This window comes from Luteibacter sp. CQ10, from assembly GCF_040900725.1.
Classification (GTDB): domain Bacteria; phylum Pseudomonadota; class Gammaproteobacteria; order Xanthomonadales; family Rhodanobacteraceae; genus Luteibacter.
In genome coordinates this window covers 593,407-617,048 of sequence record NZ_JAEUYM010000001.1, presented here as the reverse complement: position 1 = coordinate 617,048, position 23,642 = coordinate 593,407, and the positions used below count along the sequence as shown (strand labels likewise).

Annotated in this window: 21 protein-coding genes; 12 read left to right on the top strand and 9 right to left on the bottom strand. The window is 67.0% G+C overall.

Annotated features, from left to right (window positions below; translation table 11 throughout):
- Window positions 1-106: 106 nt before the first annotated feature.
- The 7 genes from JNG39_RS02865 to JNG39_RS02835 all read left to right on the top strand — a co-directional run bounded on the left by JNG39_RS02865 (window position 107) and on the right by JNG39_RS02835 (window position 7,726).
- Window positions 107-874: an SDR family oxidoreductase gene (locus tag JNG39_RS02865; RefSeq protein ID WP_368309555.1), complete on the top strand. Its 768-nt coding sequence runs from the start codon at window positions 107-109 to the stop codon at window positions 872-874.
- A 28-nt stretch (window positions 875-902) separates the two neighbouring features.
- Window positions 903-1,469 (top strand): elongation factor P-like protein YeiP, encoded by a 567-nt coding sequence (gene yeiP / locus JNG39_RS02860; protein WP_144910855.1) that lies wholly within the window; start codon window positions 903-905, stop codon window positions 1,467-1,469.
- A 107-nt stretch (window positions 1,470-1,576) separates the two neighbouring features.
- On the top strand, window positions 1,577-3,649 hold the full coding sequence (locus tag JNG39_RS02855; protein ID WP_368310797.1) for an FUSC family protein: 2,073 nt from the start codon (window positions 1,577-1,579) through the stop codon (window positions 3,647-3,649).
- 142 nt (window positions 3,650-3,791) lie between these two features.
- Window positions 3,792-4,817, top strand: a complete 1,026-nt coding sequence (locus tag JNG39_RS02850) for an amidohydrolase family protein (RefSeq protein ID WP_368309554.1) — start codon at window positions 3,792-3,794, stop codon at window positions 4,815-4,817.
- 83 nt (window positions 4,818-4,900) lie between these two features.
- Window positions 4,901-5,392: a hypothetical protein gene (locus JNG39_RS02845; RefSeq protein WP_368309552.1), complete on the top strand. Its 492-nt coding sequence runs from the start codon at window positions 4,901-4,903 to the stop codon at window positions 5,390-5,392.
- A 4-nt stretch (window positions 5,393-5,396) separates the two neighbouring features.
- The gene (gene kynU, locus JNG39_RS02840; RefSeq protein ID WP_368309551.1) at window positions 5,397-6,695 is read left to right on the top strand and encodes a kynureninase; all 1,299 of its coding nucleotides are present in this window, start codon (window positions 5,397-5,399) and stop codon (window positions 6,693-6,695) included.
- Between the two features lie 800 nt (window positions 6,696-7,495).
- Window positions 7,496-7,726 (top strand): hypothetical protein, encoded by a 231-nt coding sequence (locus JNG39_RS02835; protein ID WP_368309550.1) that lies wholly within the window; start codon window positions 7,496-7,498, stop codon window positions 7,724-7,726.
- Window positions 7,727-8,349: 623 nt separating this feature from the next.
- Here JNG39_RS02835 and JNG39_RS02830 read toward each other — a convergent pair.
- From JNG39_RS02830 to JNG39_RS02800, 7 genes are all read right to left on the bottom strand, one after another.
- Window positions 8,350-9,645, bottom strand: a complete 1,296-nt coding sequence (locus JNG39_RS02830) for an argininosuccinate lyase (RefSeq protein WP_368309549.1) — start codon at window positions 9,643-9,645, stop codon at window positions 8,350-8,352.
- Between the two features lie 2 nt (window positions 9,646-9,647).
- Window positions 9,648-10,610: an N-acetyl-gamma-glutamyl-phosphate reductase gene (gene argC / locus JNG39_RS02825; RefSeq protein ID WP_368309548.1), complete on the bottom strand. Its 963-nt coding sequence runs from the start codon at window positions 10,608-10,610 to the stop codon at window positions 9,648-9,650.
- Between the two features lie 6 nt (window positions 10,611-10,616).
- The gene (locus JNG39_RS02820) at window positions 10,617-11,933 is read right to left on the bottom strand and encodes an acetylglutamate kinase (protein ID WP_368309546.1); all 1,317 of its coding nucleotides are present in this window, start codon (window positions 11,931-11,933) and stop codon (window positions 10,617-10,619) included.
- Window positions 11,920-13,017: an acetylornithine deacetylase gene (locus tag JNG39_RS02815; RefSeq protein WP_368309545.1), complete on the bottom strand. Its 1,098-nt coding sequence runs from the start codon at window positions 13,015-13,017 to the stop codon at window positions 11,920-11,922. The genes JNG39_RS02820 and JNG39_RS02815 overlap by 14 nt, the downstream gene beginning before the upstream one ends.
- A 7-nt stretch (window positions 13,018-13,024) precedes the next feature.
- Entirely contained in the window at window positions 13,025-14,227 is a 1,203-nt protein-coding gene (locus JNG39_RS02810) for an argininosuccinate synthase (RefSeq protein WP_368309544.1), read from the bottom strand.
- Window positions 14,228-14,266: 39 nt separating this feature from the next.
- Window positions 14,267-15,301, bottom strand: coding sequence for an N-acetylornithine carbamoyltransferase (locus tag JNG39_RS02805; RefSeq protein WP_368309542.1), 1,035 nt, complete (start codon window positions 15,299-15,301; stop codon window positions 14,267-14,269).
- A 534-nt stretch (window positions 15,302-15,835) separates the two neighbouring features.
- The gene (locus JNG39_RS02800) at window positions 15,836-16,396 is read right to left on the bottom strand and encodes a glycine zipper 2TM domain-containing protein (protein ID WP_368309541.1); all 561 of its coding nucleotides are present in this window, start codon (window positions 16,394-16,396) and stop codon (window positions 15,836-15,838) included.
- 203 nt (window positions 16,397-16,599) lie between these two features.
- On the opposite strand from JNG39_RS02800, the gene cysS reads away from it, so the two are divergent.
- Both cysS and JNG39_RS02790 read left to right on the top strand, forming a co-directional pair.
- On the top strand, window positions 16,600-17,979 hold the full coding sequence (gene cysS / locus JNG39_RS02795; RefSeq protein WP_368309540.1) for a cysteine--tRNA ligase: 1,380 nt from the start codon (window positions 16,600-16,602) through the stop codon (window positions 17,977-17,979).
- Window positions 17,976-18,410 carry a SufE family protein gene (locus tag JNG39_RS02790; RefSeq protein WP_368309539.1) on the top strand — a complete coding sequence of 145 codons (435 nt, stop codon included), beginning with the start codon at window positions 17,976-17,978 and terminating at the stop codon, window positions 18,408-18,410. The genes cysS and JNG39_RS02790 overlap by 4 nt, the downstream gene beginning before the upstream one ends.
- Before the next feature lie 111 nt (window positions 18,411-18,521).
- Here JNG39_RS02790 and JNG39_RS02785 read toward each other — a convergent pair whose 3' ends face one another.
- Both JNG39_RS02785 and dksA read right to left on the bottom strand, forming a co-directional pair.
- Window positions 18,522-19,940 (bottom strand): nicotinate phosphoribosyltransferase, encoded by a 1,419-nt coding sequence (locus JNG39_RS02785; protein ID WP_368309538.1) that lies wholly within the window; start codon window positions 19,938-19,940, stop codon window positions 18,522-18,524.
- A gap of 168 nt (window positions 19,941-20,108) precedes the next feature.
- Window positions 20,109-20,594, bottom strand: a complete 486-nt coding sequence (dksA, locus tag JNG39_RS02780; protein ID WP_368309537.1) for an RNA polymerase-binding protein DksA — start codon at window positions 20,592-20,594, stop codon at window positions 20,109-20,111.
- Between the two features lie 616 nt (window positions 20,595-21,210).
- Between dksA and yidD the strand changes: the two genes are divergently transcribed.
- From yidD to JNG39_RS02765, 3 genes are read left to right on the top strand one after another with little or no spacing between them, the layout of a single operon-like run.
- Entirely contained in the window at window positions 21,211-21,471 is a 261-nt protein-coding gene (yidD, locus tag JNG39_RS02775) for a membrane protein insertion efficiency factor YidD (RefSeq protein WP_368310796.1), read from the top strand.
- Entirely contained in the window at window positions 21,464-22,804 is a 1,341-nt protein-coding gene (locus tag JNG39_RS02770) for a dihydroorotase (protein WP_368309535.1), read from the top strand. The genes yidD and JNG39_RS02770 overlap by 8 nt, the downstream gene beginning before the upstream one ends.
- Window positions 22,801-23,592, top strand: a complete 792-nt coding sequence (locus JNG39_RS02765) for a M23 family metallopeptidase (protein WP_368309534.1) — start codon at window positions 22,801-22,803, stop codon at window positions 23,590-23,592. Before JNG39_RS02770 ends, JNG39_RS02765 begins: the two co-directional genes overlap by 4 nt.
- Window positions 23,593-23,642 lie beyond the last annotated feature (50 nt).

The following is a 23,642-nucleotide window of genomic DNA, read 5'->3' as shown; positions in this document are numbered from 1 at the left end:
AAGGGGCGGGAGCCGATCGTATCGGCGAAATGCCGCGCCGCCACATCGAGCCACGGTGGCGTCGGCTAAACTGGGCCTCTTTGCCAACGCTTCCAGCGGAGTCTCCATGCAGCTCGAACAGGTCAAGGCCGTCATCACCGGCGGCGCCTCCGGTCTCGGCCACGCGGTGGCCCAGCGGCTCGTCGCCGCCGGCGCCCACGTGGCGCTCTTCGACGTCAACGAGGAGAAGGGCCACGCCGCCGCGACCGCGCTCGGCGCACGCGCCAGCTTCCAGCGCACCGACGTCACCTCCGAAGAGGGCGTGGCCGCCAACGTGGCCGCCGCCAGCAAGGCGATGGGCGGCCTCAACGTCGTGGTGAACTGCGCCGGCATCCTCGGCGCGGGCCGCGTGCTCGGCAAGGAAGGTCCGATGCCGCTGTCGACCTTCGCCACCACGGTGATGGTCAACCTCGTGGGCAGCTTCAACGTCGCCAAGGCCGCCGCCCAGGTCATGCAGGCCAACGCGGCGGGCGACGACGGCGAGCGCGGCGTCATCGTCAACACCGCGTCCGTGGCCGCGTACGAGGGCCAGATCGGCCAGGCCGCCTACTCGGCGTCCAAGGGCGGCGTGGTCGGCATGACCCTGCCCATGGCGCGCGAACTGTCGCGTTTCGGCATCCGCGTGAACACGATCGCGCCCGGCATCTTCTGGACGCCGATGGTCGACGGCATGCCGCCGCAGGTGCAGGAGTCGCTGTCGGCCTCCATCCCCTTCCCCTCGCGCCTGGGCAAACCCGAGGAGTTCGCCGAACTGGTGGCGTTCATCCTCGCCAACCGCTACATCAACGGCGAGACGATCCGCCTCGACGGCGCCGTGCGCCTCGCCCCGAAGTGATTCCCACCACCCTTACGGCATCGACGCCATGAAAGCATCCGAAGTGAAAAAGGGTAACGTCGTCGAGAACGACGGTACCGTCTACCAGGTCCGCGACATCGAACGCAGCGCGCCCACCGCGCGCGGCGGCAACGTGACCTTCCGGTTCACGCTGTACTCGATCCCGGGCAATCGCAAGTTCGACCTGAGCCTGCGTGCCGACGACGACCTCAAGGAAGTCGAGCTCGCCCGCCGCCAGGCCAAGTTCTCGTACATGGACGGCGACGCGTTCGTCTTCATGGACGACGAGGACTACACCCAGTACATCCTCGATGCGGCCGTGGTCGGCGACAACGCCGGCTACATCGTGGAAGACGCCGAAGGCTACTACGTGCAGGTGATCGACGATGCGCCGGTCGGCCTGCAGGTGCCCACCAGCGTCGTGCTCACCGTGGTCGACACCGCCCCCGAACTCAAGGGCGCCAGCGCCACCAAGCGCACCAAGCCGGCCAAGCTCAACACGGGCATCGAGATCCAGGTGCCCGAATACATCACCAACGACGAAAAGGTCTGGGTGAACACCGTCACCGGCGAATTCGCCGGCCGGGCCTCGTAAGCCGTGCGGGACGGAAAACCACCGGGTTTTCCGTCCCGCGCTTCCGCTCGCCGTCCAGTCAGCAAGCATCGGGCACAATCGTTCGCTCAACGGACGAACCCTTCCCGATCATGAGCAACGGCTACTCGCTCCGCGCCAGCGTCATCGACACGCTGATCCGGACGAAGCGTCCCGACGTACCCATGCGCGTCGCCCTGCGCAACACGGCCGCCGTGGTACTCCCCCTGGCGATCGGCATCTACGCCGGCCATCCGCAGGTGGGCATCGGCATCGCCGCCGGCGCGCTCGACACGATGTTCTCGGACCAGCCCGGTCCGTACCAGCAACGCCTCATCCGCCTCTTCCTCGCGGCGCTCGCCGCGGGCGCCGCGTCGCTGGTGGGCTTCCTCATCGGCGACCTCATCCTGCCGATGAGCCTGGCCTGCATCGCCTGCGGTTTCTTCGGCGGCCTGCTCGTGGTGTTCGGCCCGGACATCGCCCGCGTAGGCATGACCAGCATGCTGCTGCTCGTGATCACGGCGGCCACGCCGACCGACTTCACGCATGCGCTGTCCGGCGGCCTGCTGATCTTCGCCGGCGGCATGTTGCTGGCGATGTTTTCCATCGCCGCGTGGCCCCTGCAACGCTATCGGCCCGAGCGCACCGCGCTCGCCGCCGTGTATCGCGGTCTCGCCGACCTGGCCCGCAAGCCGCAGAAGGACGGCGAGGCGCCGGGCCTGAGCGACGCCATGAACGTGCTGCAGGACACCCTGCTCGGCCGCCACCACGCGCACGGCCGCGCGATGGAAGCCTTCCGCGTGCTGCTGGAACTGGCCGAGCGCATCCGCCTCGAACTCATCGCCATGGCCGAGCTGGAAACCCGCCGCGACGGCATGGGTGAGATGTTCCGCAACGACGCCGCCCGCGTCCTCACCGCGGTGGCCGACGCGATCGATGCCGCCGAGCCGCCGCAACGCGCCGAGCGCTCGCTGGCCACCTTGCAGGCCAGCGAACGGGCCCTGCTCACCGGCGCGACCGGCATGGGGCTCACGGCGCACATCCAGGCCCTGTCGGGCCAGCTCGCCGCTGTGGTCCGCAACGCCAACTGGGCCGGCAGTCGCGGCGAGGAACGCGCGCAGCGCGCGGAGACCGCGTTGCCGGAAACCCTGCGCAGCGCCTCGGCGCTGGCTACCCTGCGCGCGAACATCACGCCCGGCTCGGTCGCCTTCCGCCACGCCGTGCGCTGCGCCGTGGTGCTTACGCTCGCCTTCGTGCTGTCGCGCCATTTCGACCTGCCCCACGGCTATTGGCTGCCGATGACGGCGGCCATCGTCCTGCGCCCCGATTTCGCGGCCACCTTCAACTTCGGCCTGCTGCGCGTGATCGGCACCGTGCTGGGCCTGGTGCTGACCACCCTCCTGCTGCGCCTCACGCCCGATGCCGCCTGGGCGCACATCCTCCTGATGGGTGTGCTCTGCGTGGCGTTCCGCTACCTCGCCGGTGCGCATTACGGCATCGCGGTGACGGCCCTCACGGGCACCGTGGTGGTGTTGCTGTCCTTCGAGGGCGTCGATTCCAACGCGGCCATGTTCGATCGCGTGCTCAACACCGCGCTGGGCAGCGGATTGGCCCTGATCGCCTACGTGCTGTGGCCGTCGTGGGAACGGCACCGCGCGCGCAGCGCCCTGTCGGACATGCTCCGCGCTTACGCCGATTACCTCGACGCACTCGCGTTGCCCGCCGATCGCGGCAAGCGCCACGAGGTACGCATGGCCACGCGCACGGCGCGCACCAACGCTCTGGCGTCGGTCGAGCGCATGCGCGCCGAGCCCGGCACGCCCGCCGTGCTGCAGGAGCTGGCCGAAACGCTCTACGCCAACGGCAACCGCGTGGCGCGTACCGCGATGACGCTGGAAGCCCTGATCGACGCCGGTGAGGTGCCCGCCGAATGGAGCCACGTGGGGCCGTTCATCCGCGAAGCCTCGAACGAATTGCGCCGCCAGGCCGAGGCCCTGACCCGGGCCGAAGGCGTCGCCGTTCCACCCACCCTGCGCGAGCATCAACGCGCGCTGGTCGACGCGCTGTCGCGGGTGAAAGACCGCGAACTGGCCGAGGCCGTGGGGCGGCTGACCGACCGCCTCACCGACAACGTCGACACGATCGCGCACGTGGTCACCCGGCGGAGCGTCGCCCCGGCCTGACGCCCTTTTTCGCCGATACGATCGGCTCCCACCCTTCGGTAGCAACGCTCCTACCGAAGGGTGGGAGCCGATCGCATCGGCGAACGCACGATTGCTGCAGCGCCAGAGGCATCGAAAGACCTGCGGGCCTACACTCGGCCCCATGCTCAAGATCGACACCCACGCGCACATCCTGCCCCGCGACTGGCCCGATCTGGCGGCCCGCCACGGCGATCCTCGCTTTCCGGTGATGACCCACACCGACGGGCGCCACCGCATCTACAAAGACGGCAAATTCTTCCGCGAGGTCTGGGAGTCGGCGTTCGACCCGGTACTGCGCACCGCCGATTACGCCCGCTTCGGCGTGGGCGTGCAGGTGATCTCCACCGTGCCCGTCATGTTCTCGTACTGGGCCAAGGGTCACCAGGCGCTGGAGCTGCACACCCACCTCAACGACGACATGGCGGCCATCTGCGAGGCGCATCCGCGCCACTACGCCGGCATCGGCACCGTGCCCTTGCAGGCCCCCCATCTCGCCATCCGCGAGATGGAGCGCTGCATCGACGAACTGGGTCTGCAAGGCGTGCAGATCGGCTCGCATTGCAACGCATGGAACCTCGACGCTCCCGAGCTGTTCCCGTTCTTCGAGGCCGCCGCCGACTTGGGTGCGGCGCTGCTCGTGCATCCCTGGGACATGATGGGCGCCGAAAGCATGCCCAAGTACTGGCTGCCCTGGCTCGTCGGCATGCCGGCCGAGCAATCGCGCGCCGCATGCGCGCTCATCTTCGGCGGCGTACTCGAACGCCTGCCCGCGCTGAAGGTGATGCTCGCCCACGGCGGCGGCAGCTTTCCCTATTCCATCGGCCGCATCGAACACGGGTTCCGCATGCGGCCGGACATCGTCGCTACCGACAACGCGCGCAATCCCCGGGAGTATTTTTCCCGGCTCTACTTCGACTCGTGCGTGCACGACGACGAAGCGCTGCGTTACCTGCTCGCCACCGTCGGCAGCGACCGCGTGATGCTGGGCACGGACTATCCCTTCCCCCTCGGCGAGCAGGAACCGGGCAGCGGCATCGACGCGCTGGGCCTGGACGACGCCACGCGGGCACGGTTGTTCCACGGCACCGCCCTGGAGTGGCTGGGGCTGCCGATAGCGAGGTTCCAGCCCGTCGCCGCCGTGGCGTGACGGAGCGCACACCCGCGTCCCCGGCGCCGTGCCGCGCTTGTGACAGAATGCGCGGATCGGTCCGTCCCGGGGGAATACCTAACGTGAAACGTCTGTTGCCCTTCCTCGCGCTCGCGCTGGCCGGCACGTCCGCCATCGCCGGCGACGTGTCCATGGCCGGCGGCGACGTCCGCTTCCACGTCCCCGACGCCTGGGTGTCCATCATGCAGTCGGATGGCGACACCGAATCGCAGGTTTTCCAGGTGCCGGGGTCCAGTGCGGCCGACGCCACGCTCGCGCGCGTATCTATCACCTTGCAGAAGGCGCCGAGCCTGATGGTCTTCCAGCAGTTCGACAAGGACTACCGCGACCGCGCCAGCCACCTGACCGAATACAAGGCGGGCAAGGCGAAGATGCCCACCGAGCACGTCTACACCGCGAAGGAAGGCAGCGCCCGCCTCGAATACTACGAACGCTATTTCTACGCCAACGGCTACGCCATCCAGTTGCGTTGCATCCGTCCCACCGGCGACGCGAAGTTCAGCGCCATCTTCGACAAGGGCTGCGCGGACGTCGCCGCCAGCATGCCATCCTGATCCCATGAACGATTTCCAGTCCACGCGCGCCTGGGCCGATGCCCAGGACGCCGCCGATCCCCTTCGCGCCTTCCGCGACGACTTCCATATCCCCACGCACGACGGGCGCGACACGCTCTACTTCTGCGGCAATTCGCTGGGCCTGCAACCGAAGGGCGTGGTCGCGGCCTTGCAGGCGGAACTGGAGGACTGGTCGACGCTCGCCGTCGAGGCCCATTTCCGCGGGCGTTCGCCGTGGATGCACTACCACGAGTACGTGCGCGACACGATGGCCGAGGTGGTCGGCGCGCAGCCGCACGAAGTGGTCGCGATGAATTCGCTGGGCGTGAACCTGCACCTGATGATGGTGAGTTTCTACAGGCCGACGGCGGAACGCCCCGCCATCCTGATGGAAGCGGGCGCCTTTCCCACCGACCGTTACGCGCTGGAATCGCAGGTGCGTTTCCATGGGTTCGATCCGGCCCGCGACCTGATCGAGCTTCAGCCCGACGGCCCCGGCGGCACGCTGTCGATGCAGGCCATCGAGCGCACCATCGCCGAGCATGGGCATCGCGTGGCGCTGATCCTGTTGCCCGGCGTGCAATACCGCACGGGCCAGGTGTTCGACCTCGCCCGCATCGTGGCCCTCGGTCATGCCGCCGGCTGCGTCGTGGGATTCGACCTCGCCCATGCCGTGGGCAACCTGCCGCTGACCCTGCACGACGACGGCCCCGATTTCGCCGTGTGGTGCACTTACAAATACCTCAACGCCGGCCCGGGCGCAGTCGCGGGCGCCTTCGTGCATGAGCGCCACGCGCACGCCGACGTGCCGCGCTTCGCGGGCTGGTGGGGCCACGACAAGGCCACGCGTTTCCAGATGGGACCCACCTTCGTGCCCACGCCCGGCGCCGACGGCTGGCAGCTTTCCAACCCGCCGATCATGGCGCTCGCCCCGCTGCGCGCCTCCCTCGACGTCTTCCGCCGCGCCGGCATGCCCGCGCTATCGGCGAAGAGCCGCCGCCTCACCGCTTACCTCGACTGGCTCATCCGCACCCGCCTGGACGACGTGCTCGACATCGTCACACCGAACGATCCCGCGCAGCGCGGCGCGCAGTTGTCGGTTCGCGTGCGTGCGGGGCGTGACGCGGGACGCGATCTGTTCGCGTACCTCGAGCGCCATGGCGTCATCGGCGACTGGCGCGAGCCCGACGTGATCCGGCTTTCGCCGACGCCGCTGTACAACCGTTACGCGGATTGCGTCGGGGTGGTGGAAGCGATCGAAGCGTGGCGGGAGAGTGACGGCTCGACTTCGTCGTCGCGCTAAGCCGGGGCACTGAGGCGAGGGCGCCGCCGACTGCCGCCCTCGTCGCTAAGTCCTCGTCCGCCTTCGCTCCCTGCGGAAGCGCTCCGAGGACGGCAGCCGACGGCTCCTTCCGATCACTGAGGGGCCTTCTTTTCCGAGAGCGCTGCCCTACTCCCGGCTGTCGCAGCACCACCTACCCCTCACGTCGTCCCTGCGAAAGCAGGGACCCAGCGCCTTGCGTCCAGGCAAGCGGCAACGCCACATCGGCTCGTCCACACATTGCCGTTGACTGGATAGCCACGACAGATGGGCCACATAGGCCACATAGCCCCGTTCCACGTCGACAGGGTCTGCCACCTATACCTTGTCCCGTTGCATGCGCGCATGAGCCTGCATGACGCATGGCGTACCCATGGCGGTCAGTACGCCAACCGCGCCCATGGCAAGCATCAGGCGATGGTCTCTAGGTGTGATGATGCGATGACGCTTGCTTGTTGCGGATGGTGTGCGCGATATGGCGACTTGGTGGATGGCGACGAAGTCGGCTCCCACACCAGGCCCGTTGACTCGCATGGCATGGGCTCAGCTGCTGCAATAGCAAGCGTATCGCCGGTGACTATCGCGGACAGTCCGCTCACATCCTTCGGATGCCTGGAAACGTTCACCGAAAAACACACGCGGCAACATGACGAGTAGGTAATCAACCGATACAGAAACCCACCAGACTTACGCAAAGATCTTCAAACACCGATGACAGGAAATGACGCAATGCGCCTAAATATCCGTGTTCAGACGATGAACCGTATAAAAAGGTAGAACACATGCGCGAATTGCACACCACGGAAGCCTTGAAGATTCATGGCGGCTCGATGAAGGCCGAGTTCATTGAAAATGCTTCGTACAATAGATGCGTTGCAGGATTTACCGCGACCGTAGCGCTGTTTGGAGCCGCGATAGGCGTGGGCACGACCTGGGGTCTTGGAGGTGCCGCAGGTTTTGGTATCGGTGCCACGGTAGGAGGGGTTGCCGGCGCCTATTTTTGCGAAAGATAGCCATGCTCATTCAAATATGGCACGTCCTGCTGGCTACCGGGTCGTTCGCCTGCATTATCGCCAAAGGCCGCGCGACCAAGACGGCGAGTATTACATTCGTCATCGTACTTATTGCGGTGATGTGGCTTGGTTTGGTCGCCCCGGGAGGTTAGTGAAGTCCAGCCAACGGGGTACGGATTTCGGACGGACAAGGGCCGCCCCTTCGATAGCGAGCGTTCCAACAAGGGGTAGCGATCTGCCTTCTTTAGATGCGGTACCGCAAGCCCATTCGCCGATACGATCGGCTCCCACCCCTTCGGTAGTGAGCTTCCTACCGGATGGGTGGGAGCCGATCGTACGAGCGTTCCAACAAGGGGTAGTGATCCGTCTTCTTTCGATGCGGTACCGCGAGCCCATTCGCAGATACGATCGGCTCCCACCCCTTCGGTGGTGAGCTTCCTACCGGATGGGTGGGAACCGATCGTACGAACGTTCCAACAAGGGGTAGTGATGCGTCTTCTTTCGATACGGTACCGCGAGCCCATTCGCAGATACGATCGGCTCCCACCCCTTCGGTAGTGAGCTTCCTACCGAAGGGGTGGGAGCCGATCGTATCGGCGAATCGTGCGAAGCGATGAACCCGGTCAGCTGGCTACGGTGTGTAGCCGCTTGCGCAACACGTCAAGCATCAGGTCATGCCCGGCGCCCGGTGACGTGCGCGCCGCGAGGCTGGATTCCGGCGAACGCCCCTCGCCCGCCGATGCCGCCGTTTCGGCCGCGGCGCGGTAGGCATCGCGGAACGGCACGCCCGCCACGGCCTGCTCGATCGCCACGTCGGTGGCGTACATCGCCGGTTCGATGGCGGCGCGCATCTTCTCGGCTTTCCACTCGAAACGGGCGAGCATGTCGGGGAGCAACTCCAGCGCACCCAGCCCCATGGAGAATCCATGGAACAGCGAGCCCTTGGAGAACTGGAGATCACGCTGGTAGCCCGACGGCAGCGATAGCAACTGCTCGATCTCCGTGCGCGCCGCCGCGACGCTCGCATAGCTCGCGCGCAGCAGTTCCACCACGTCGGGATTGCGCTTGTTCGGCATGATCGACGAGCCGGTGGTGTACTCCGCCGGCAGCTTCACGAAGTCGAACTCGGCCGTGGTGAACAACGAGAGATCCCAGGCCAACCGGCGTGTGTCGAGCAGGGCCGTGCCGACGGCATCCAGCGCCGCCATTTCGAACTTGCCGCGCGAGAGCTGGGCGTAGATCGGCGACACCTGCATGCGGCCGAAGCCGAGCGCGGCCGTGGTGTGGGCGCGATCGAGCGCCACGTTCACGCCGTAGCCGGCCGCGGTGCCGAGCGGATTGGCGTCGACCAGGTCGAAGGCCTGGCGCGCGCGCAGCGTGTTGTCGATGAAGGCCTCGGCGAACGCGGCGAACCACATGCCGGTGGACGACACCACCGCGCGCTGGATGTGCGTGTAACCAGGCATCGGCAGCGCCTCGCCCGCCGCACGGTCGAGGCAGACCTCGGCGACGCGGCGGCACAGCGTTTCCAGCGTGGCGAGCTTTTCCTTCAGCCACAGGCGCGTGGCGACGAGGATCTGGTCGTTACGGCTGCGCCCCGTGTGCACGCGACGGCCCGCGTCGCCGAGGCGCTCGGTAAGACGCGCTTCGATCGCCGAATGGCCGTCTTCGAAGCGTTCGTCGAGCACGAAGCTGCCCGCGCGGAAATCGTCGGCCAGCGCATCGAGCTCGCGCCGCAGCGCATCGCATTCATCGGCCGATACGACGCCGATGTTGGCGAGCCCCTCGACGTGGGCCTTGCTCGCCGTGATGTCGTGCAGGAAGAATTCGCGGTCGAGTACCACGTCGTTGCCGGCGAGGAAGCGCATGATGCGCGCATCGACCTGCGTGTCGGATTTCTGCCAGAGCGGCTGGGTCATCGTCAGTGTCCTTTCGCCCGGAGCGGGATGGCGGTGAGTTCGTCGAAGCCGAGCGAACGGTTCACGTTCTGCATGGCCTGCGTGGCGGCCCCCTTGAGCAGGTTGTCGAGCGTGGCGACCACGACCACGCGGCGGCCGTCGACCGACATCGCGAAGCCGCCGACTTCCAGGTGGTGCTCATGTGCGATGCGGCTCACCCACGGTGCCTCGTCGACCACGTGGATCAGCTTTTCCTTCTCGAAGCGTGCTTCGAAGCGGCGGACGATGTCCTCGCGCTTGTGCTGCTTGGCCAGGTAAAGATTCGTGGTGACGGTGAGACCGCGGAAATGCGGCGCGACGTGCGGCATGAATTCCACCGGCATGCCGAGGTGGCGGCTGGCTTCCTTCTCGTGCATGTGTCCCGTGAGCGAATACGGCATGAGGTTGTCGCGCAGCTTGTCCGGGTCGTTGCGGTCGGAGGGCGTGGTGCCCGCGCCGGAATACCCCGAGACACCGAACGAGACCGGCGGTGCGGCGAGCAGGTCCTTGATCGGCGCGATGGAACACTGGATGGCCGTGGCGTAGCAGCCCGGGTTGCTCACCCGCTTCTCGCCGCGCCAGCGGTCCCGGTACAGCTCCGGCAGGCCGTAGTACCAGCGCTCGTCGAAACGGTAGTCGGCCGAGAGGTCGACGATGACGGTGCCGGCGGAGCCCTTGTCGATCGCCTCGACGTACGGTGCCGCCTTGCCGTTGGGCAGGGCGAGGATCACCACGTCCACGCCCTGCTCCGCCACGGCGGCCGGGTCGAGGTTGGTGTAGCGCAGATCGCCCTTGTACACGTCGTTGTGATCGGCCAGGCGCTGGCCGTCGAGCTCGCGCGACGAGACGAAGGCCAGTTCCAGCGAGGGGTGGTTGGCGATCAGGCGAATCAGCTCCGCGCCCGTATGGCCGCGAGCGCCGACGATGCCGATGGTCTTGGTGGACATGGCCGTTCAGTCCTTCAACGTGGGAATGCGCGTGGCGCAGTGCGTGACGCAACGCTCGATGTCGGCGAAGTTGTCCAGCCCGTACCAGTACACCTTCCAGCGCGCCTGCTTGAAGCAGCCGTCCGATTCGGCGTAGTAGAACTGGTTGATGACGTTGCCGTGGCGGGAGCGCCAGAAGAGTTTCGGGTTTTCGTCGCGCATCACCTGCCACACGGCGCGGCCCAGGCCTTCGCCCTGCGCGTCGTCGAGCACGGCGAACTTGTCGAGGTAGGCGAAGCCTTCCTCCATGGTGAGCACCATGGCGGCACGGTAGTTTTCCGAGACGTAGAGGCGGTAGAGCCTGGTGCGCTCGAAGTAGTCCGGTACCAGCGTGCGGCCGAAGCTCGATTCGATGAGCTCGCGCATGCGGGCGAGGTCGACACCGTCCCACGATTCGTAGCGCAGCACGCGCTCGCCCTTGCGCACGAGCGTGCCCGAGCCCTTGTGCGTGAACAGTTCCTTCGCCAGCTCGGACGGACGCGTGATCGACACCGACGAGGTCAGCGGCAGGTCGTCCAGCAGGTCCTTGATCTGCTCGATCTTCAGGCGCATGCCCGAGTGCAGCCACGGCTGCGACAGCAGCTGATCGTATTCGGTGGAGAGGTTGATCGAGTCGATCACCTTGCCGTCGCCGTCGAGCAGGCCGCCCGTGCCGGTGAGGAACACGATCTTGTACGGCTGGAGCACCCGCACCAGTTCGTTGGCGGCGAAGTCGGCGTTGATGTTGAGGATCTGGCCGGCATCGGTTTCGCCCAGGCTGGCGATCACGGGGATCGACCCCGCACGCAGGCTGGCCTCGATGGGTGCGAGGTTGATTTCGCGCACCTTGCCGACCAGGCCGAGCGCGTCCTGATCGAGGAAGTCGGCGGCGAAGACGCCCGACGGCACCGAGGTGGCGCGCGTACCCACTTCCTGCAAGGCCTCGACCAGGCGCAGGTTCTGCGCCTGGAACACCTTGCGCACGATCGCGAGCGCCTCGGGCGAGGTCACGCGCAGGCCGTTGACGGTCTTCTTTTCGATGCCCGCCGCCGACAGCTCTTCGTCCAGCTGCGGGCCGGCGCCGTGCAGCACGATGGGCGTAAGGCCCACCTGCTGCAGGAACGACAGCGACGAGGTGAGGTCCGGCAGCTCGTCGCGCAGCACCGCGCCGCCGACCTTCACCACGGCGAAACGCGCCGCGTCCAGTTGCGAGAAGCGTTTGAGGTACTGCTGGATTTCGCGCGCGCTGCCCATGGCGGAGAGCAGGCGCACGATGGTCTTGCGGGTGTGCTTATTGGTGTCCACTGACGATCCGATGGATGGTCCGGGCGTAGTGCCCGAGTTGTTCGAGGGCGACCCACTCGTCGGCGGTGTGCGCCTGGGCGATGTCGCCGGGGCCATAGACGAAGGAGGTATAGCCGGCCATGGAGAACAGCGCGGCCTCCGTCCAGAAGTCCACCGCGTTGCCGACCGGGATGCCGAGTTCTTCGGCGAGGTCGCGCGCGGCGAGGCGGCGCGATTCGGCGGTGGCGGTGTCACCCGCCGGCAGCGAATCGCCGCGGAAGGTTTCGCCGTATTCGACCGGGTGCGGTTCGACGAGCGTGCGGAAAGTTTCCAGCAGCGCATTGGCGTCCATCGACGGCAACGGACGGAAGCCGAAGCGCACGTCGGCCGTCGGCGCGATCATGTTGGCCTTGATACCGCCTTCGACCTTGCCGACGTTGAAACGCAGGCCGGTCAGGCCGCCGAAGCGCTCGTGGGACAGCGCATTGACGTGGTCGAGCGCGGCGGCACCCCAGCGGATCGCCTGGTGCAGCGCGCTGTCGGAGGGCTTCTGGTCGCCCGAGGCGTGACCGGCGCGGCCGAGGAAACGCATCTGCACCGAATGGATGCCGCGGTGGGCCAGCACCGCCTCCCCCTTGGTGGGCTCGGCGACGATGATCGCGTCGTAGTCGCGCGGCGTCTTGAGGAAGCCGTCGATGCAGCGCGCGTCGTTGGCTTCCTCGTCGGTGGAGAGCAGCAGGGCCATGTCGCCCTCGGTGGCGTTCGCCACCGCCACCAGCGCGGCGGCGGCGCCCTTGATGTCGCAGGCGCCGAGGCCGACGGCGCGCTCGCCGTCGACGCGCAGCTCGAACGGGCTCGCCGTCCAGTGCGGGGAATCGGGCACCGTGTCCAGGTGCACGTTGAACAGGTGCTTCGGCGCGCCGCGCACCGCGTAGAGGTTGACGGCACCGGCGCCGAAGTCGGTCACCTCCACCTGGAACCCCGGGAGGTTCTCGCGCAGGTAATCGAAGATGCCGCCGGTACCGATGGTTCGGGGCGGGTTGCGCGTGTCGTACGAGACGAGCGCGCGCAGGTGCTTGAGGGTGTCTTCGAGGAGTGTGTCCATGGACTGATCAGTTCCCGTTGGCTCGGTCGACTTCGGCCCAGAGCGTGGAGCTCATGCCGTAGAGCTTGATGAAGCCCTCGGCCTCGGCCACGCCCCAGTCGGCGGCCTGCGCGTAGGTGGCCTTGGCCGACTGCAGGATGTGCTTCGATTCCACCTTCACCGCGTAGACGGTGCCGCCGCGCGTTTCGACGATGACCTTGCCTTCAACCTTGCGCTGGGTGGAAACGAGGAAGGCTTCCAGGTCGGCCTTGATCGGATCGTTGAAGAAGCCTTCGTAGGCCACTTCGGTCCACTTGCGGCCGATCTCCGGCTTGAAGCGGTTCTGCTGCTTGGACAGCACGGTCTCTTCCAGCGCGCGGTGCGCGGTGAGCAGCGCGGTGAGCGCCGGCGCCTCGAACACGATGCGGCCTTTCAGGCCGATGTTGGTGTCACCCGTGTACAAGCTGCGGCCCACGCCGTACTTGGCCAGCTCATGGTTGAGGAAGCCCAGGATCTCCGGACCGGAGGCGGGCTTGCCGTTGAGCGAGGTGGCCACGCCCTTCTCGAAGCCCAGCTCGATGCGCAGCGGTTCGGACGGCCATTCGGCGCGCGGCGCGCACCAGCCCACGGCGCCCTCGCCCGGGATCTCCCACGCATCGATCTCGCCGCCGGAGATGGTCACGCCGAGCACGTTCTCGTTGATGGTGTAGTGCTTGGTCTTGGCGCGCACCTCGAAACCCTTCTCTTCGAGATACTTCTGCTCGTAGGCGCGCACCTGGGTGTGCTCGCGCTGGATCTCGCGGATCGGCGCCACGATGGTGTAGTCGCCCAACGCCTTCACGGTCAGGTCGAAACGCACCTGGTCGTTGCCCATGCCCGTGCAGCCGTGGGCGAAGATCTTCGTGCCCAGTTCGTCGCAACGCTCCAGCGAGGCCTTCACGATGAGGTAGCGGTCGGACACCAGCAGCGGATACTGGCCCTGGTAGAACTCGCCCGCCCAGATCAACGGGGTGACGAAGCTGTCCCAGATCGCCTGCGCGGCGTCCACGGTGCGATGCGAAGCGGCGCCGAGTTCCTTCGCGCGCTGCTCGATGTATTCGCGCTCTTCGGCGGACACGCCGCCGGTGTCGACGAACACCGTGTGCACGGCGTAGCCGCGCTCCATCAGGTAGGGCACGCAGAAGCTGGTGTCGAGGCCGCCCGAGAAGGCGAGAACGATATCGTTGGACATGCTGGCTCCGGAGAAGTAAGGCGAAAGGAAGGGTGTCGATCAGAAACCGAGGCCGGACTTGGCACCGGAGGAATGCGAGATCAGCGAGGCCATCACCGCCTTCTGCACGTGCAGGCGGTTCTCGGCCTCGTCGATGGCGATGCAGGCGGGCGAGTCCATCACCGCGTCGGTGGCCTTGATGTTCCGGCGCAACGGAAGGCAGTGGCTGAACAGGCCGTTGTCGGTGAGCGCCATCTTGGCCTCGTCGACGATGAAATGCTTGTTCGCATCACGGATGGCCTTTTCTTCGTCCCAGCGGCCGAAGTACGGGATGGCGCCCCAGCTCTTGGCGTAGACGACATGCGCGCCGCGGTAGGCGGATTCGATGTCGTGCGACACCTGCAGCGAACCACCGTTCTCGCGCGCGTTCTGCCTGGCGAAGTCCATGTAGCGTTCGTCGAGCACGTATTCCGGCGTCGGGCACAGCAGGGTGACGTCCATGCCCATCTTCGTCGCGATCAGCAGCGCCGAGTTGGCCACGGCGGTGTTCAGCGGCTTGGGGTGGTACGTCCAGGTGAGCACGTACTTCTTGTTCTGCAGGTCGCCCAGGTGTTCCTTCAGCGCCAGCGCGTGGGCCAGTTCCTGGCACGGGTGGGTGATGGTTTCCAGGTTGATCACCGGCACCGTGGCGTAGCGGGCGAAGGCTTCCAGCACCTTGTCCTGGCGATCCACCGACCAGTCGACGAACTTCGGGAAAGCGCGCACGCCGATCACGTCGACGTAGCGCGACAGCACCCGGGCCACCTCGGCGATGTGTTCCTCGGCCTCGCCGTCCATCACGGCGCCCACCTCGAACTCGATGGGCCAGGCGTCTTTTCCGGGCGACAGCACCACGGCGTGGCCGCCGAGCTGGAACGCGCCCAGCTCAAAGCTGGTGCGCGTGCGCATCGAGGGATTGAAGAACATCAACGCGATGGACTTGCCGGCCATCTGCTGGCCCTGGGGCGAGCGCTTGAACTCGGCGGCCTGCGCGAGCAGGGCGTCGATCTCGGCGCGGCTGTAATCCTGGGTGGAAAGGAAATGGCGGATGGTCATGGCGGTCCAAAGGTGGAAAGGAGGAAACCGAAACGAAAAAACCCGGCACGTGGCCGGGTTTTTTAGTCGAGACGAATGAAACGCGCGCGACAGCCTACCCGGCCGAGTGTCCGATGTACGGTCGACGAGCACGCGAGGTCATCCCCGCGGCCATGCGGGCGCTGGTCAGGATGATCGCGGTGTAGACGGCGTGGGACACGTCGGGGCCTGGGTCAGGTGGAATCCCGATGATGCCGTGGATTGGTGCGTTGCGCAATGGGGCGAAGTGGACTCGCCTCCTGGCGATGTCCGGACGCGAAGGATCGGGTGTCACCCGCGTGGTCGGCGACATCGGTCGGCCGCTCCGCAGGATTCGCCGATACGATCGGCTCCCACCCCTTCGGTAGCCAGGTCGTCCAAGCCCTGCCACCGAAGGGGCGGGAGCCGATCGTATCGGCGAACGGCGTTCGACACCCCGGCCACCCTGCCGGGCCCTCCCACGAAAAAGGCCGCGATGTCTCGCGGCCTTTCGACGAACACCCGTGCCCGAGGGAATCAATCCGCCGGCGACACGCTCACCCGCACGCGCAGGCGCTCGCCCGGGTCGTAGTTCAGGCGCGAGACGTAGACCTCGCCCCGATAGCGGTATTCGACGTCGTAGCCCGCGATGCGGCGTTGCTCGGAGACCGTGCTCACGTCGCGGCAGCGGGTTTCCGTACCCTCGTAGGTGCGGTCGTCGCCGCGCGAGACGTTGTTGCCGACCACGCCGCCGGCCAGCGCGCCGGCCACGGTGGCGGCCTTGCGACCGTCGCCCTTGCCCACGGTGTTGCCGAGGACACCGCCGACCACGGCGCCGAGGATGGTGCCGGCCGTGCTGCTGCCGCCCGATTCGCGGCGGACCACCGGCTGGTCGTAGCACTCCTGGCGCGGCGTTTCCACGCGCGACACGCCGTACACGGGATCGACGCGCAGGACGTCGGCCCAGCCGAAATGGGTGTTGTCGTCCGGACCGGCGGCGCCCGGAGGCGGACCGGGGGGACCGTAGCGGCCATCCTGCGCGAAGGCGCCGGTGGCGAAGACCGCGAGGAACAACGCGGGGATGAGCAGGCGAGCCATGAAGAAAGACCTCCAGCGAGGCGCCACAAAAGCGCCTACTGGCGCACATTCCATCAAGTTCACGCTGAATCCACGCTTATAGGTTTCACACGACGACCGGCCCACGCCTGTCAACGGATTCGGCCCTCGCGCGTGCGCCAGCGATGGCGCCGCCTTGCTACTATTTCAGGCCGGCCGCCCGCCGCGCCCGCCATGGACCCCCGATGCCGATCTCGCTCTACAACACCTTGTCACGCCGCATGGAGGCGTTCGTCCCCCTCGATCCCGAGCGGGTGACGATGTACGTCTGCGGGCCCACCGTCTACAACTACATCCATATCGGCAACGCGCGGCCGCCGGTGGTGTTCGACGTGCTGGCACGGCTGATCCGCCGCCATTTCCCGGGCCTCGTCTATGCGCGGAACATCACCGACGTGGACGACAAGATCAACGCCGCCGCGGCGACCGCCGGCGTACCCATCGGACAGATCACCGAGCGTTTCGCCCAGGCCTACCGCGACGACATCGCCCGCCTGGGCGTGGCCCCTCCCGACGTGGAGCCCCACGCCACCGCGCACATCCCGCAGATCGTCGCCATGATCGAACGGCTGATCGCCTCGGGCCATGCCTACGAGGCCGAGGGGCACGTGCTGTTCCATGTGGAGTCCTATCCCGAGTATGGCGCGCTGTCCGGCCGTGATCCCGACGAACTGATCGCCGGCGCCCGCGTCGAGGTGGCGCCCTACAAGAAGAGCCCCGGCGACTTCGTGCTGTGGAAGCCCTCCGACGCCTCCCTTCCCGGCTGGGACAGCCCCTGGGGCCGCGGCCGGCCAGGCTGGCACATCGAGTGCTCGGCCATGAGCGAGGCCCACCTGGGCGACACCATCGACATCCACGCCGGCGGCGTCGACCTCACCTTCCCGCACCACGAGAACGAAATCGCCCAGAGCACCTGCGCCCATGGCGGCAAGGTGTTCGCCCGCTACTGGCTGCACAACGGCATGCTCACCTTCGAAGGAAGGAAGATGTCGAAGTCGCTGGGCAACGTGCTCCAGTTGCATGAACTGCTGAAGAAGCACCCGGGTGAGGCGCTGCGCCTGATGCTGCTGCGCGGCCACTACCGCCAGCCGCTGGACTGGTCCGATGCCGCGCTCACCCAATCGGTGCGCACCCTCGACGGCTGGTATGGCGTGCTGCGCGACATGGCCGACGTCGATGCGGGCGAAATCGGGGTGCCGGAGGCCGTCGAGGCGGCGCTGTGCGACGATCTGAACACGCCCCAGGCCCTGGCCGAGATCTCCCAGCTCGCCGACGCCGCGCGCCGCGCCACCGGCGCCGACCGTGCGGCGGCCAAGGCCGCCCTGCTCGGCGGCGGCGCCCTGCTGGGCCTGTTGCAGCAAGACCCCGAAGCCTGGTTCCGCCTGGGCCATCCGGGGGAAACGATCGATGCGGCCGCCATCGAGGCGCTGCTCGACGAACGGCGCGCGGCACGCGCGGCGAAGGATTTCGCCCGCTCCGACGCGATCCGCGACCAATTGAAAGCCATGGGCATCGCCATCGAGGATGGCGCCCAGGGCACGCGCTGGAGTGCAGTGAAGGCATGACCCACCCGCAGGAACCCACCGCGGCGGAGGCCCAGGCGGCCATCGCCGAGGAGTTCGGCTTTTTCGGCGACTGGACCGAGCGTTACCAGTACCTGATCGACCTCGGTCGCCAGCTGCCGCCCTTCGCCGAGGCGAACAAGACCGAGGAGCACCGCGTGCACGGTTGCCAGTCGATGGTGTGGCTGGTGCCGTCGGGCGATGCCTCGCGGCTGCATTTCGAGGCGACCAGTGATTCGGCCATCGTCTCGGGGCTCATCGCACTGGTGCTGCGCGTGTACTCCGATCGCTCCGCCCGTGAGATCGTCGATACCGAGCCGGCCTTCGTGCAGGAGATCGGGCTGGCCAAGCACCTGTCGCCCACGCGGTCGAACGGGCTGGCGGCGATGCTGGCGCGGATCAAGGCGTATGCGGCCGAGGTCGCCGCGGAGTAATCGCAAGTACGTTCGCCGATGCGATCGGCTCCCACCCCTTCGGTAGCAAGGGTGTCGAACCTTGCTACCGAAGGGGTGGGAGCCGATCGCATCGGCGAAAGCCCGCTTGCCTCAGTCCAGTTCGCTACGCCCGCGCACCTCGCCGAACGACCAGTCGCGCAGCAGCTCACCGTCTTCCCAGACGGTTTCCATCGCATGCTCCCACCCGTGCTCCAGGCCCATGCCCTCGGCCGAGTCGAGTTCGTGGGGAATCGGCACGGTGCGCCAGGTGCCGTACTCGCGATGCCGGATGAGCGTGAGCCGCCCGCGCTGCGAGAACTTGCCCGCGTCGGTCACGGGCGCCTTGAAGACGTCGACCCACCGGCCGTCGATGCGCGCCGCCGAGCACTTGAGCGCGAATTTCTGCGTGTCCCGATCGACTTTCTGCAACAGCGCGCCGCCCATGCCGAAGGCGACGTTGTCGGCCGAATAACCCGCGCCCGTGATGCGCTCGAGGATGGCGCGGATGCTGTCCGGATTGACGCCGTCGCCCTGGATGACCCGTACGTGGTTGAGCAGCCGGTAGCCCTTGCCGTTCACGGTGGCACCGAAGGCATCGTCGAGCAGGGTCAGGCAGCGATGCACCACCTCCACGGGATCGCCCGAATCCGGGCGCACCACGAGCGTGCCGCCCGAGGCGATCACCTGCTCGCGCAACGCATGCCCCCAATGTTCGCGAATGGCGTGGAAGATGTCGTAGCTGTCGGATACCACCGCGACCAGGCTGCCCGGCTTCGCGAACTGGCGGAGCATGTTGCGGTAGGCGTCCACCTCGCGATCGCGCCCCCAACTGGTGATGGTGCTGTGCTCGGCGGCGGGAATGGAATAACCCGCCATCGTCTCGCCGTAATACTCACGCGCCGCCAACACGCCCTGTACCGTGTCGGTGCCACGGAAATTGACCAGGTGGGCCATGCCGCCCAGGGCCGCCGACTCCGCGCTGGATACGCCGCGCGCACCGAAGTCGTGCAGCTTGAAAGGCAACTGCCCTTCCGGATCGTCGCTCGTCCGCTGGAGGAAGCCGCGGATGGTTCGCTTCACCTGCCAGCTCAACGTCGCCACCGTCACCGGATACCAGAGCCGGAGCAGCAGGGTTTCCAGGTAGCTCGGCAGCCAGAAGGCCTCGGGATCGGTGGATTCGATCGTCACCAGGGCCTGGTGCGTGGGAACCACGGTACCTTCGGGCACCGCGCGGATACGCATCGGCAGCCGGCCGCCGTGCACGTCGACGATGCGTCGCCAGCCTGCCTCGTTGAACGGCTCGCCATGGGCGGCGAAGAAATCGCGCGCCTCGTCCACGTCGCCGTGGCTCACCGGATGGCTGAGCCACCCCTTGAGGATGGCCTGCAAACCGAAGAACACGGTCTTGTCGTAGACGCCACCGCGCGATTCCACGTAGAAGAACGTCCTGTCCGTGCCCGGCGGGTACTGCAGCCAATGGCTGGCTTTGTAGCTGTCGGTGTTGAGGATCAGGTTCTGCAGATGGCGCATGGGAGGCTCCTTTCCATCGCAGTGTAGCGTCTGGCTTCGAACCAGCGGGGTCGCCGGAATGACGGCCATCGTCGCACCGGCGCGGGCCGGAGCCCACGGCGACCACGCCCCTGAAACGACGAAGCCCCGCGCGGGGCGGGGCTTCTGTGCGGCAAACGGGCCTGGGTCTCAGTCGCCCATCTGCTTCTGCAGGTGCTCGCGACGCTCCTGCGCATCGAGCGTGAGGGTGGCGATCGGACGGGCGTCGAGACGCTCCAGGCCGATTTCCTCGTCGGTCTCCTCGCAGAAGCCGTAACGGCCTTCCTCGATGCGGCGCAGCGCCTTGTCGATCTTGGAGATCAGCTTGCGGTAGCGGTCACGGGTACGCAGCTCGAGCGAGTTTTCCGTCTCGCGCGTGGCACGTTCGGCCTCGTCGCCGACATCGCGCACTTCCTCGCGCAGGTTGTCCATCGTCTGACGCGATTCCTCGATCAGATCGTCGCGCCACTTTTTCAGCTTCTTGCGAAAATACGCAAGGTGCTTGGGGCTCATGTATTCCTCGCCATCGTCGTCGCTCGGACGATAGCCTTCGGGCAGGTCGATGACGGTGGTGGCCGGCAGCGCGTAGCGGCCGTCTTCTTTGGTGATGCCGTTGTCAAGAGCGGTGCTGTTCATGCTGGATTGCGCGGACTTCTCGGTTCTGGATGGGGTAGCACCGGCCACCGCGGACGCTTTGCGGCCGGAAGTGGACGCCGGTGCGTCGTGGGCCGGGACGGGCTTCGCCGCCGGCTTGGCCTCGGGCGCCTTCTTTACGGGCGTCGCGGGCGTTTTCGTCGCCGCCTTGGTGGCCGCGACGGTGGTTTTCTTCGCCGCCGGTGCCGCGGGCGCCTTGGGGGCCGGCGCCTTGGCCGCCACCTTGCTGGCGGGCTTCGCGGGTGCCGTCCTGGCCGGTGCCGCCTTCGCGGCAGCCTTCGCAGGCGCCTTGGTCGGCGCGGCCTTCGCCGGCGCCTTCTTCGCCACGGACGGGGCCGTCGTCTTCGCGGCGGTCTTGGCCGGAGCCTTCACCGTTTTCGCCGCGGCCACGACGTTCTTGGCCTTTTTCACATCACCGGCTCCGCCCTTCTTGGCGGCGCCCTTGGCAGCTGCGGAACTTGGAGCGATTTTCGCCATTTCCTTCACCTCGGTGGCCGTGGCGGCGGGGTGTTATAGCCCAGATGCGTTACCCCAGCAACCTCTCTCCTGGGATACTGTCGGCTGGCAATTGCCGGTCGACACCGGGCTCGAATCCAAAGTGACCCGCCTCCTCCTTCTGTTACTGTCCTTCTACAAGCGGTGGCTCAGCCCCCTCCTCGGGGCTCGCTGCCGGTTCCATCCATCGTGTTCCGATTATGCACGGGTTGCCATAGCCCGCTTCGGCCCGGCGCGCGGCAGTGTCCTGGCCGGTTGGCGGATCCTGCGCTGCCAGCCCTTCTGTGAGGGTGGTGCCGACCCCGTCCCCGATCGTTTCATCCTGCGCCGATGCGGCGCCCAAGGAGCTCATACCCATGACTGATGCCTGGCTCATCAAGAACGCCGAACTCGTCAACGAAAACAAGCGCTTCAAGGCCGACGTGCGGATTCGCGACGGAAAAATCGCGAGGATCGCCGAGGGACTGGAAAAAGAACGTGACGAGCAGGTGATCGATGCTTCCGGCCTCTGGCTCCTGCCAGGCATGATCGACGACCAGGTGCATTTCCGCGAGCCCGGCCTCACGCAGAAAGCCGACATCCACAGCGAGTCGCGCGCCTGCGCCGCCGGCGGCATCACCAGCTTCATGGAAATGCCCAACACCAGGCCGCCCGCGCTGGACCGTGACACGCTCGAGGCGAAATACGCCCGCGCCGCCGAAACCTCGGCCGTGAACTACGCGTTCTACATGGGCGCCAGCAACGACAACCTCGAGCACATCCGCAAGCTCGATCCCAAGGCCGCGCCGGGCGTGAAGGTGTTCATGGGCGCCTCCACGGGCAACATGCTGGTGGACGATCCCGACACGCTCGACGGCATCTTCCGCGACACGCCCGTGCCGATCATCACGCACTGCGAAGACACGCCGATGATCGACGCCAACCACGAGAAGGCGCGCGAGAAGTACGGCGAGGACATTCCCGCCTGGGAGCATCCGCACATCCGTTCGCGCGAGGCCTGCATCAAGTCCACGCGCCTGGCCATCTCGCTGGCGAAGAAACACAACACCCGCCTGCACGTGCTGCACATCTCCACCGCCGACGAGCTGGCCCTGTTCGAGCCGGGCCCGATCGAAGGCAAGCGCATCACGGCCGAAACCTGCGTGCACTTCCTGCATTTCGGCGGCAAGGCCGATTACGACGAGAAGGGTTTCCTCATCAAGTGCAACCCGGCGATCAAGGACGAGGCCGACCGCGAGGCGATCACCAAGGCGCTGGCCGAAGGCCGCCTCGACGTGCTCGCCACCGATCACGCACCGCACCTGCTCGAGGAGAAAGAGCAAAAATACGACAAGGCACCATCCGGCCTGCCGCTGGTCCAGTTCGCCTTGCAGGCGGCCCTGCAACGCGTGACCGAAGGCAAGCTCACCCTGGAACGCGTGGTGGAAACCGTCTGCCACAATCCGGCGAAGCTCTTCAACGTGAAGGACCGCGGCTTCCTGCGCGAGGGCTTCGCGGCCGACCTGGTGCTGGTCGACCCGAACACCCCGCATACGGTCACGCGCGGCGAAGTGCTGTCCAAGTGCGGCTGGTCGCCGTTCGAGGGCACCACCTTCAGCAGCAGCATCGCCTCCACCTTCGTCAACGGCCAACGCGTGTGGGACGGCAAGTCGGTCGACGACGGCGTGCGCGGCCAGCGCCTGGCCTTTGATCGATGAGGGCAGCGACGGGCGCGCTCGTCGCGCTGTTGTTCGGTGGCGCGGCCTTCGCGGCCGTGCCCGACCTGCCCGCCAGCGTATCGCAGGGAGGTCTCGTCATCGGCCACGTCACGCCCGGCACGCGCGTGACCGTCGATGGCAAGCCGGTGCACGTCGGCGACGACGGCCTCTTCGTGTTCGGCGCGGGGCGTGACGAGAAGGGACCGATCCACGTCGGCCTCGGTCGCGCCATGCGCGACGTGGTCGTGACCCCGCGCGACTGGCCCATCGAGCGAGTGAACGGCGTGCCGGCGAAGACGGTGAACCCGCCGCCGGAGATCGCGGCACGCATCGAGCGCGAGCAAGCCCAGGTGGTGGCGGCGCGTCAGCGCGACGACGCGCGGAAAGATTTCGCGCACGGCTTCATCTGGCCGGTGACCGGACGCATCAGCGGACGCTTCGGCAACCAGCGCATCTACAACGGCGACCCGAAGGCACCGCATTCGGGTATGGACATCGCGGTGCCCGAGGGCACCCCGATCAAGGCGCCGGCCGACGGCATCGTCACCGGCACGTGGCCCGATCTCTACCTCACCGGCGGCACGGTGCTGCTCGACCACGGCTTCGGCCTGTCGTCGAACTTCCTGCACATGTCGCGCATCGACGTGAAGGTGGGGCAGCACGTGCGCCAGGGCGAGGTATTGGGCGCGGCCGGCAAGACCGGACGGGCCACCGGGCCGCACGTGCATTGGGGGTTCAACTGGTTCGGGACGAGGCTGGATCCCCTGTTGCTTCCCGGTATTCGCTGATCGCCAATACGATCGGCTCTACCGAAGGGGTGGGAGCCGATCGTATCGGC

What these genes read in the sequence shown, in the direction of transcription:
- JNG39_RS02865 (WP_368309555.1), top strand. Translation starts at nt 107, where the DNA reads ATGCAGCTCGAACAGGTCAAGGCCGTCATCACCGGCGGCGCCTCCGGT.
- yeiP (WP_144910855.1), top strand. Translation starts at nt 903, where the DNA reads ATGAAAGCATCCGAAGTGAAAAAGGGTAACGTCGTCGAGAACGACGGT.
- JNG39_RS02850 (WP_368309554.1), top strand. Translation starts at nt 3,792, where the DNA reads ATGCTCAAGATCGACACCCACGCGCACATCCTGCCCCGCGACTGGCCC.
- kynU (WP_368309551.1), top strand. Translation starts at nt 5,397, where the DNA reads ATGAACGATTTCCAGTCCACGCGCGCCTGGGCCGATGCCCAGGACGCC.
- JNG39_RS02835 (WP_368309550.1), top strand. Translation starts at nt 7,496, where the DNA reads ATGCGCGAATTGCACACCACGGAAGCCTTGAAGATTCATGGCGGCTCG.
- JNG39_RS02830 (WP_368309549.1), bottom strand. Translation starts at nt 9,645, where the DNA reads ATGACCCAGCCGCTCTGGCAGAAATCCGACACGCAGGTCGATGCGCGC.
- argC (WP_368309548.1), bottom strand. Translation starts at nt 10,610, where the DNA reads ATGTCCACCAAGACCATCGGCATCGTCGGCGCTCGCGGCCATACGGGC.
- JNG39_RS02815 (WP_368309545.1), bottom strand. Translation starts at nt 13,017, where the DNA reads ATGGACACACTCCTCGAAGACACCCTCAAGCACCTGCGCGCGCTCGTC.
- JNG39_RS02810 (WP_368309544.1), bottom strand. Translation starts at nt 14,227, where the DNA reads ATGTCCAACGATATCGTTCTCGCCTTCTCGGGCGGCCTCGACACCAGC.
- JNG39_RS02805 (WP_368309542.1), bottom strand. Translation starts at nt 15,301, where the DNA reads ATGACCATCCGCCATTTCCTTTCCACCCAGGATTACAGCCGCGCCGAG.
- JNG39_RS02800 (WP_368309541.1), bottom strand. Translation starts at nt 16,396, where the DNA reads ATGGCTCGCCTGCTCATCCCCGCGTTGTTCCTCGCGGTCTTCGCCACC.
- cysS (WP_368309540.1), top strand. Translation starts at nt 16,600, where the DNA reads ATGCCGATCTCGCTCTACAACACCTTGTCACGCCGCATGGAGGCGTTC.
- JNG39_RS02790 (WP_368309539.1), top strand. Translation starts at nt 17,976, where the DNA reads ATGACCCACCCGCAGGAACCCACCGCGGCGGAGGCCCAGGCGGCCATC.
- JNG39_RS02785 (WP_368309538.1), bottom strand. Translation starts at nt 19,940, where the DNA reads ATGCGCCATCTGCAGAACCTGATCCTCAACACCGACAGCTACAAAGCC.
- dksA (WP_368309537.1), bottom strand. Translation starts at nt 20,594, where the DNA reads ATGAACAGCACCGCTCTTGACAACGGCATCACCAAAGAAGACGGCCGC.
- JNG39_RS02770 (WP_368309535.1), top strand. Translation starts at nt 21,464, where the DNA reads ATGACTGATGCCTGGCTCATCAAGAACGCCGAACTCGTCAACGAAAAC.
- JNG39_RS02765 (WP_368309534.1), top strand. Translation starts at nt 22,801, where the DNA reads ATGAGGGCAGCGACGGGCGCGCTCGTCGCGCTGTTGTTCGGTGGCGCG.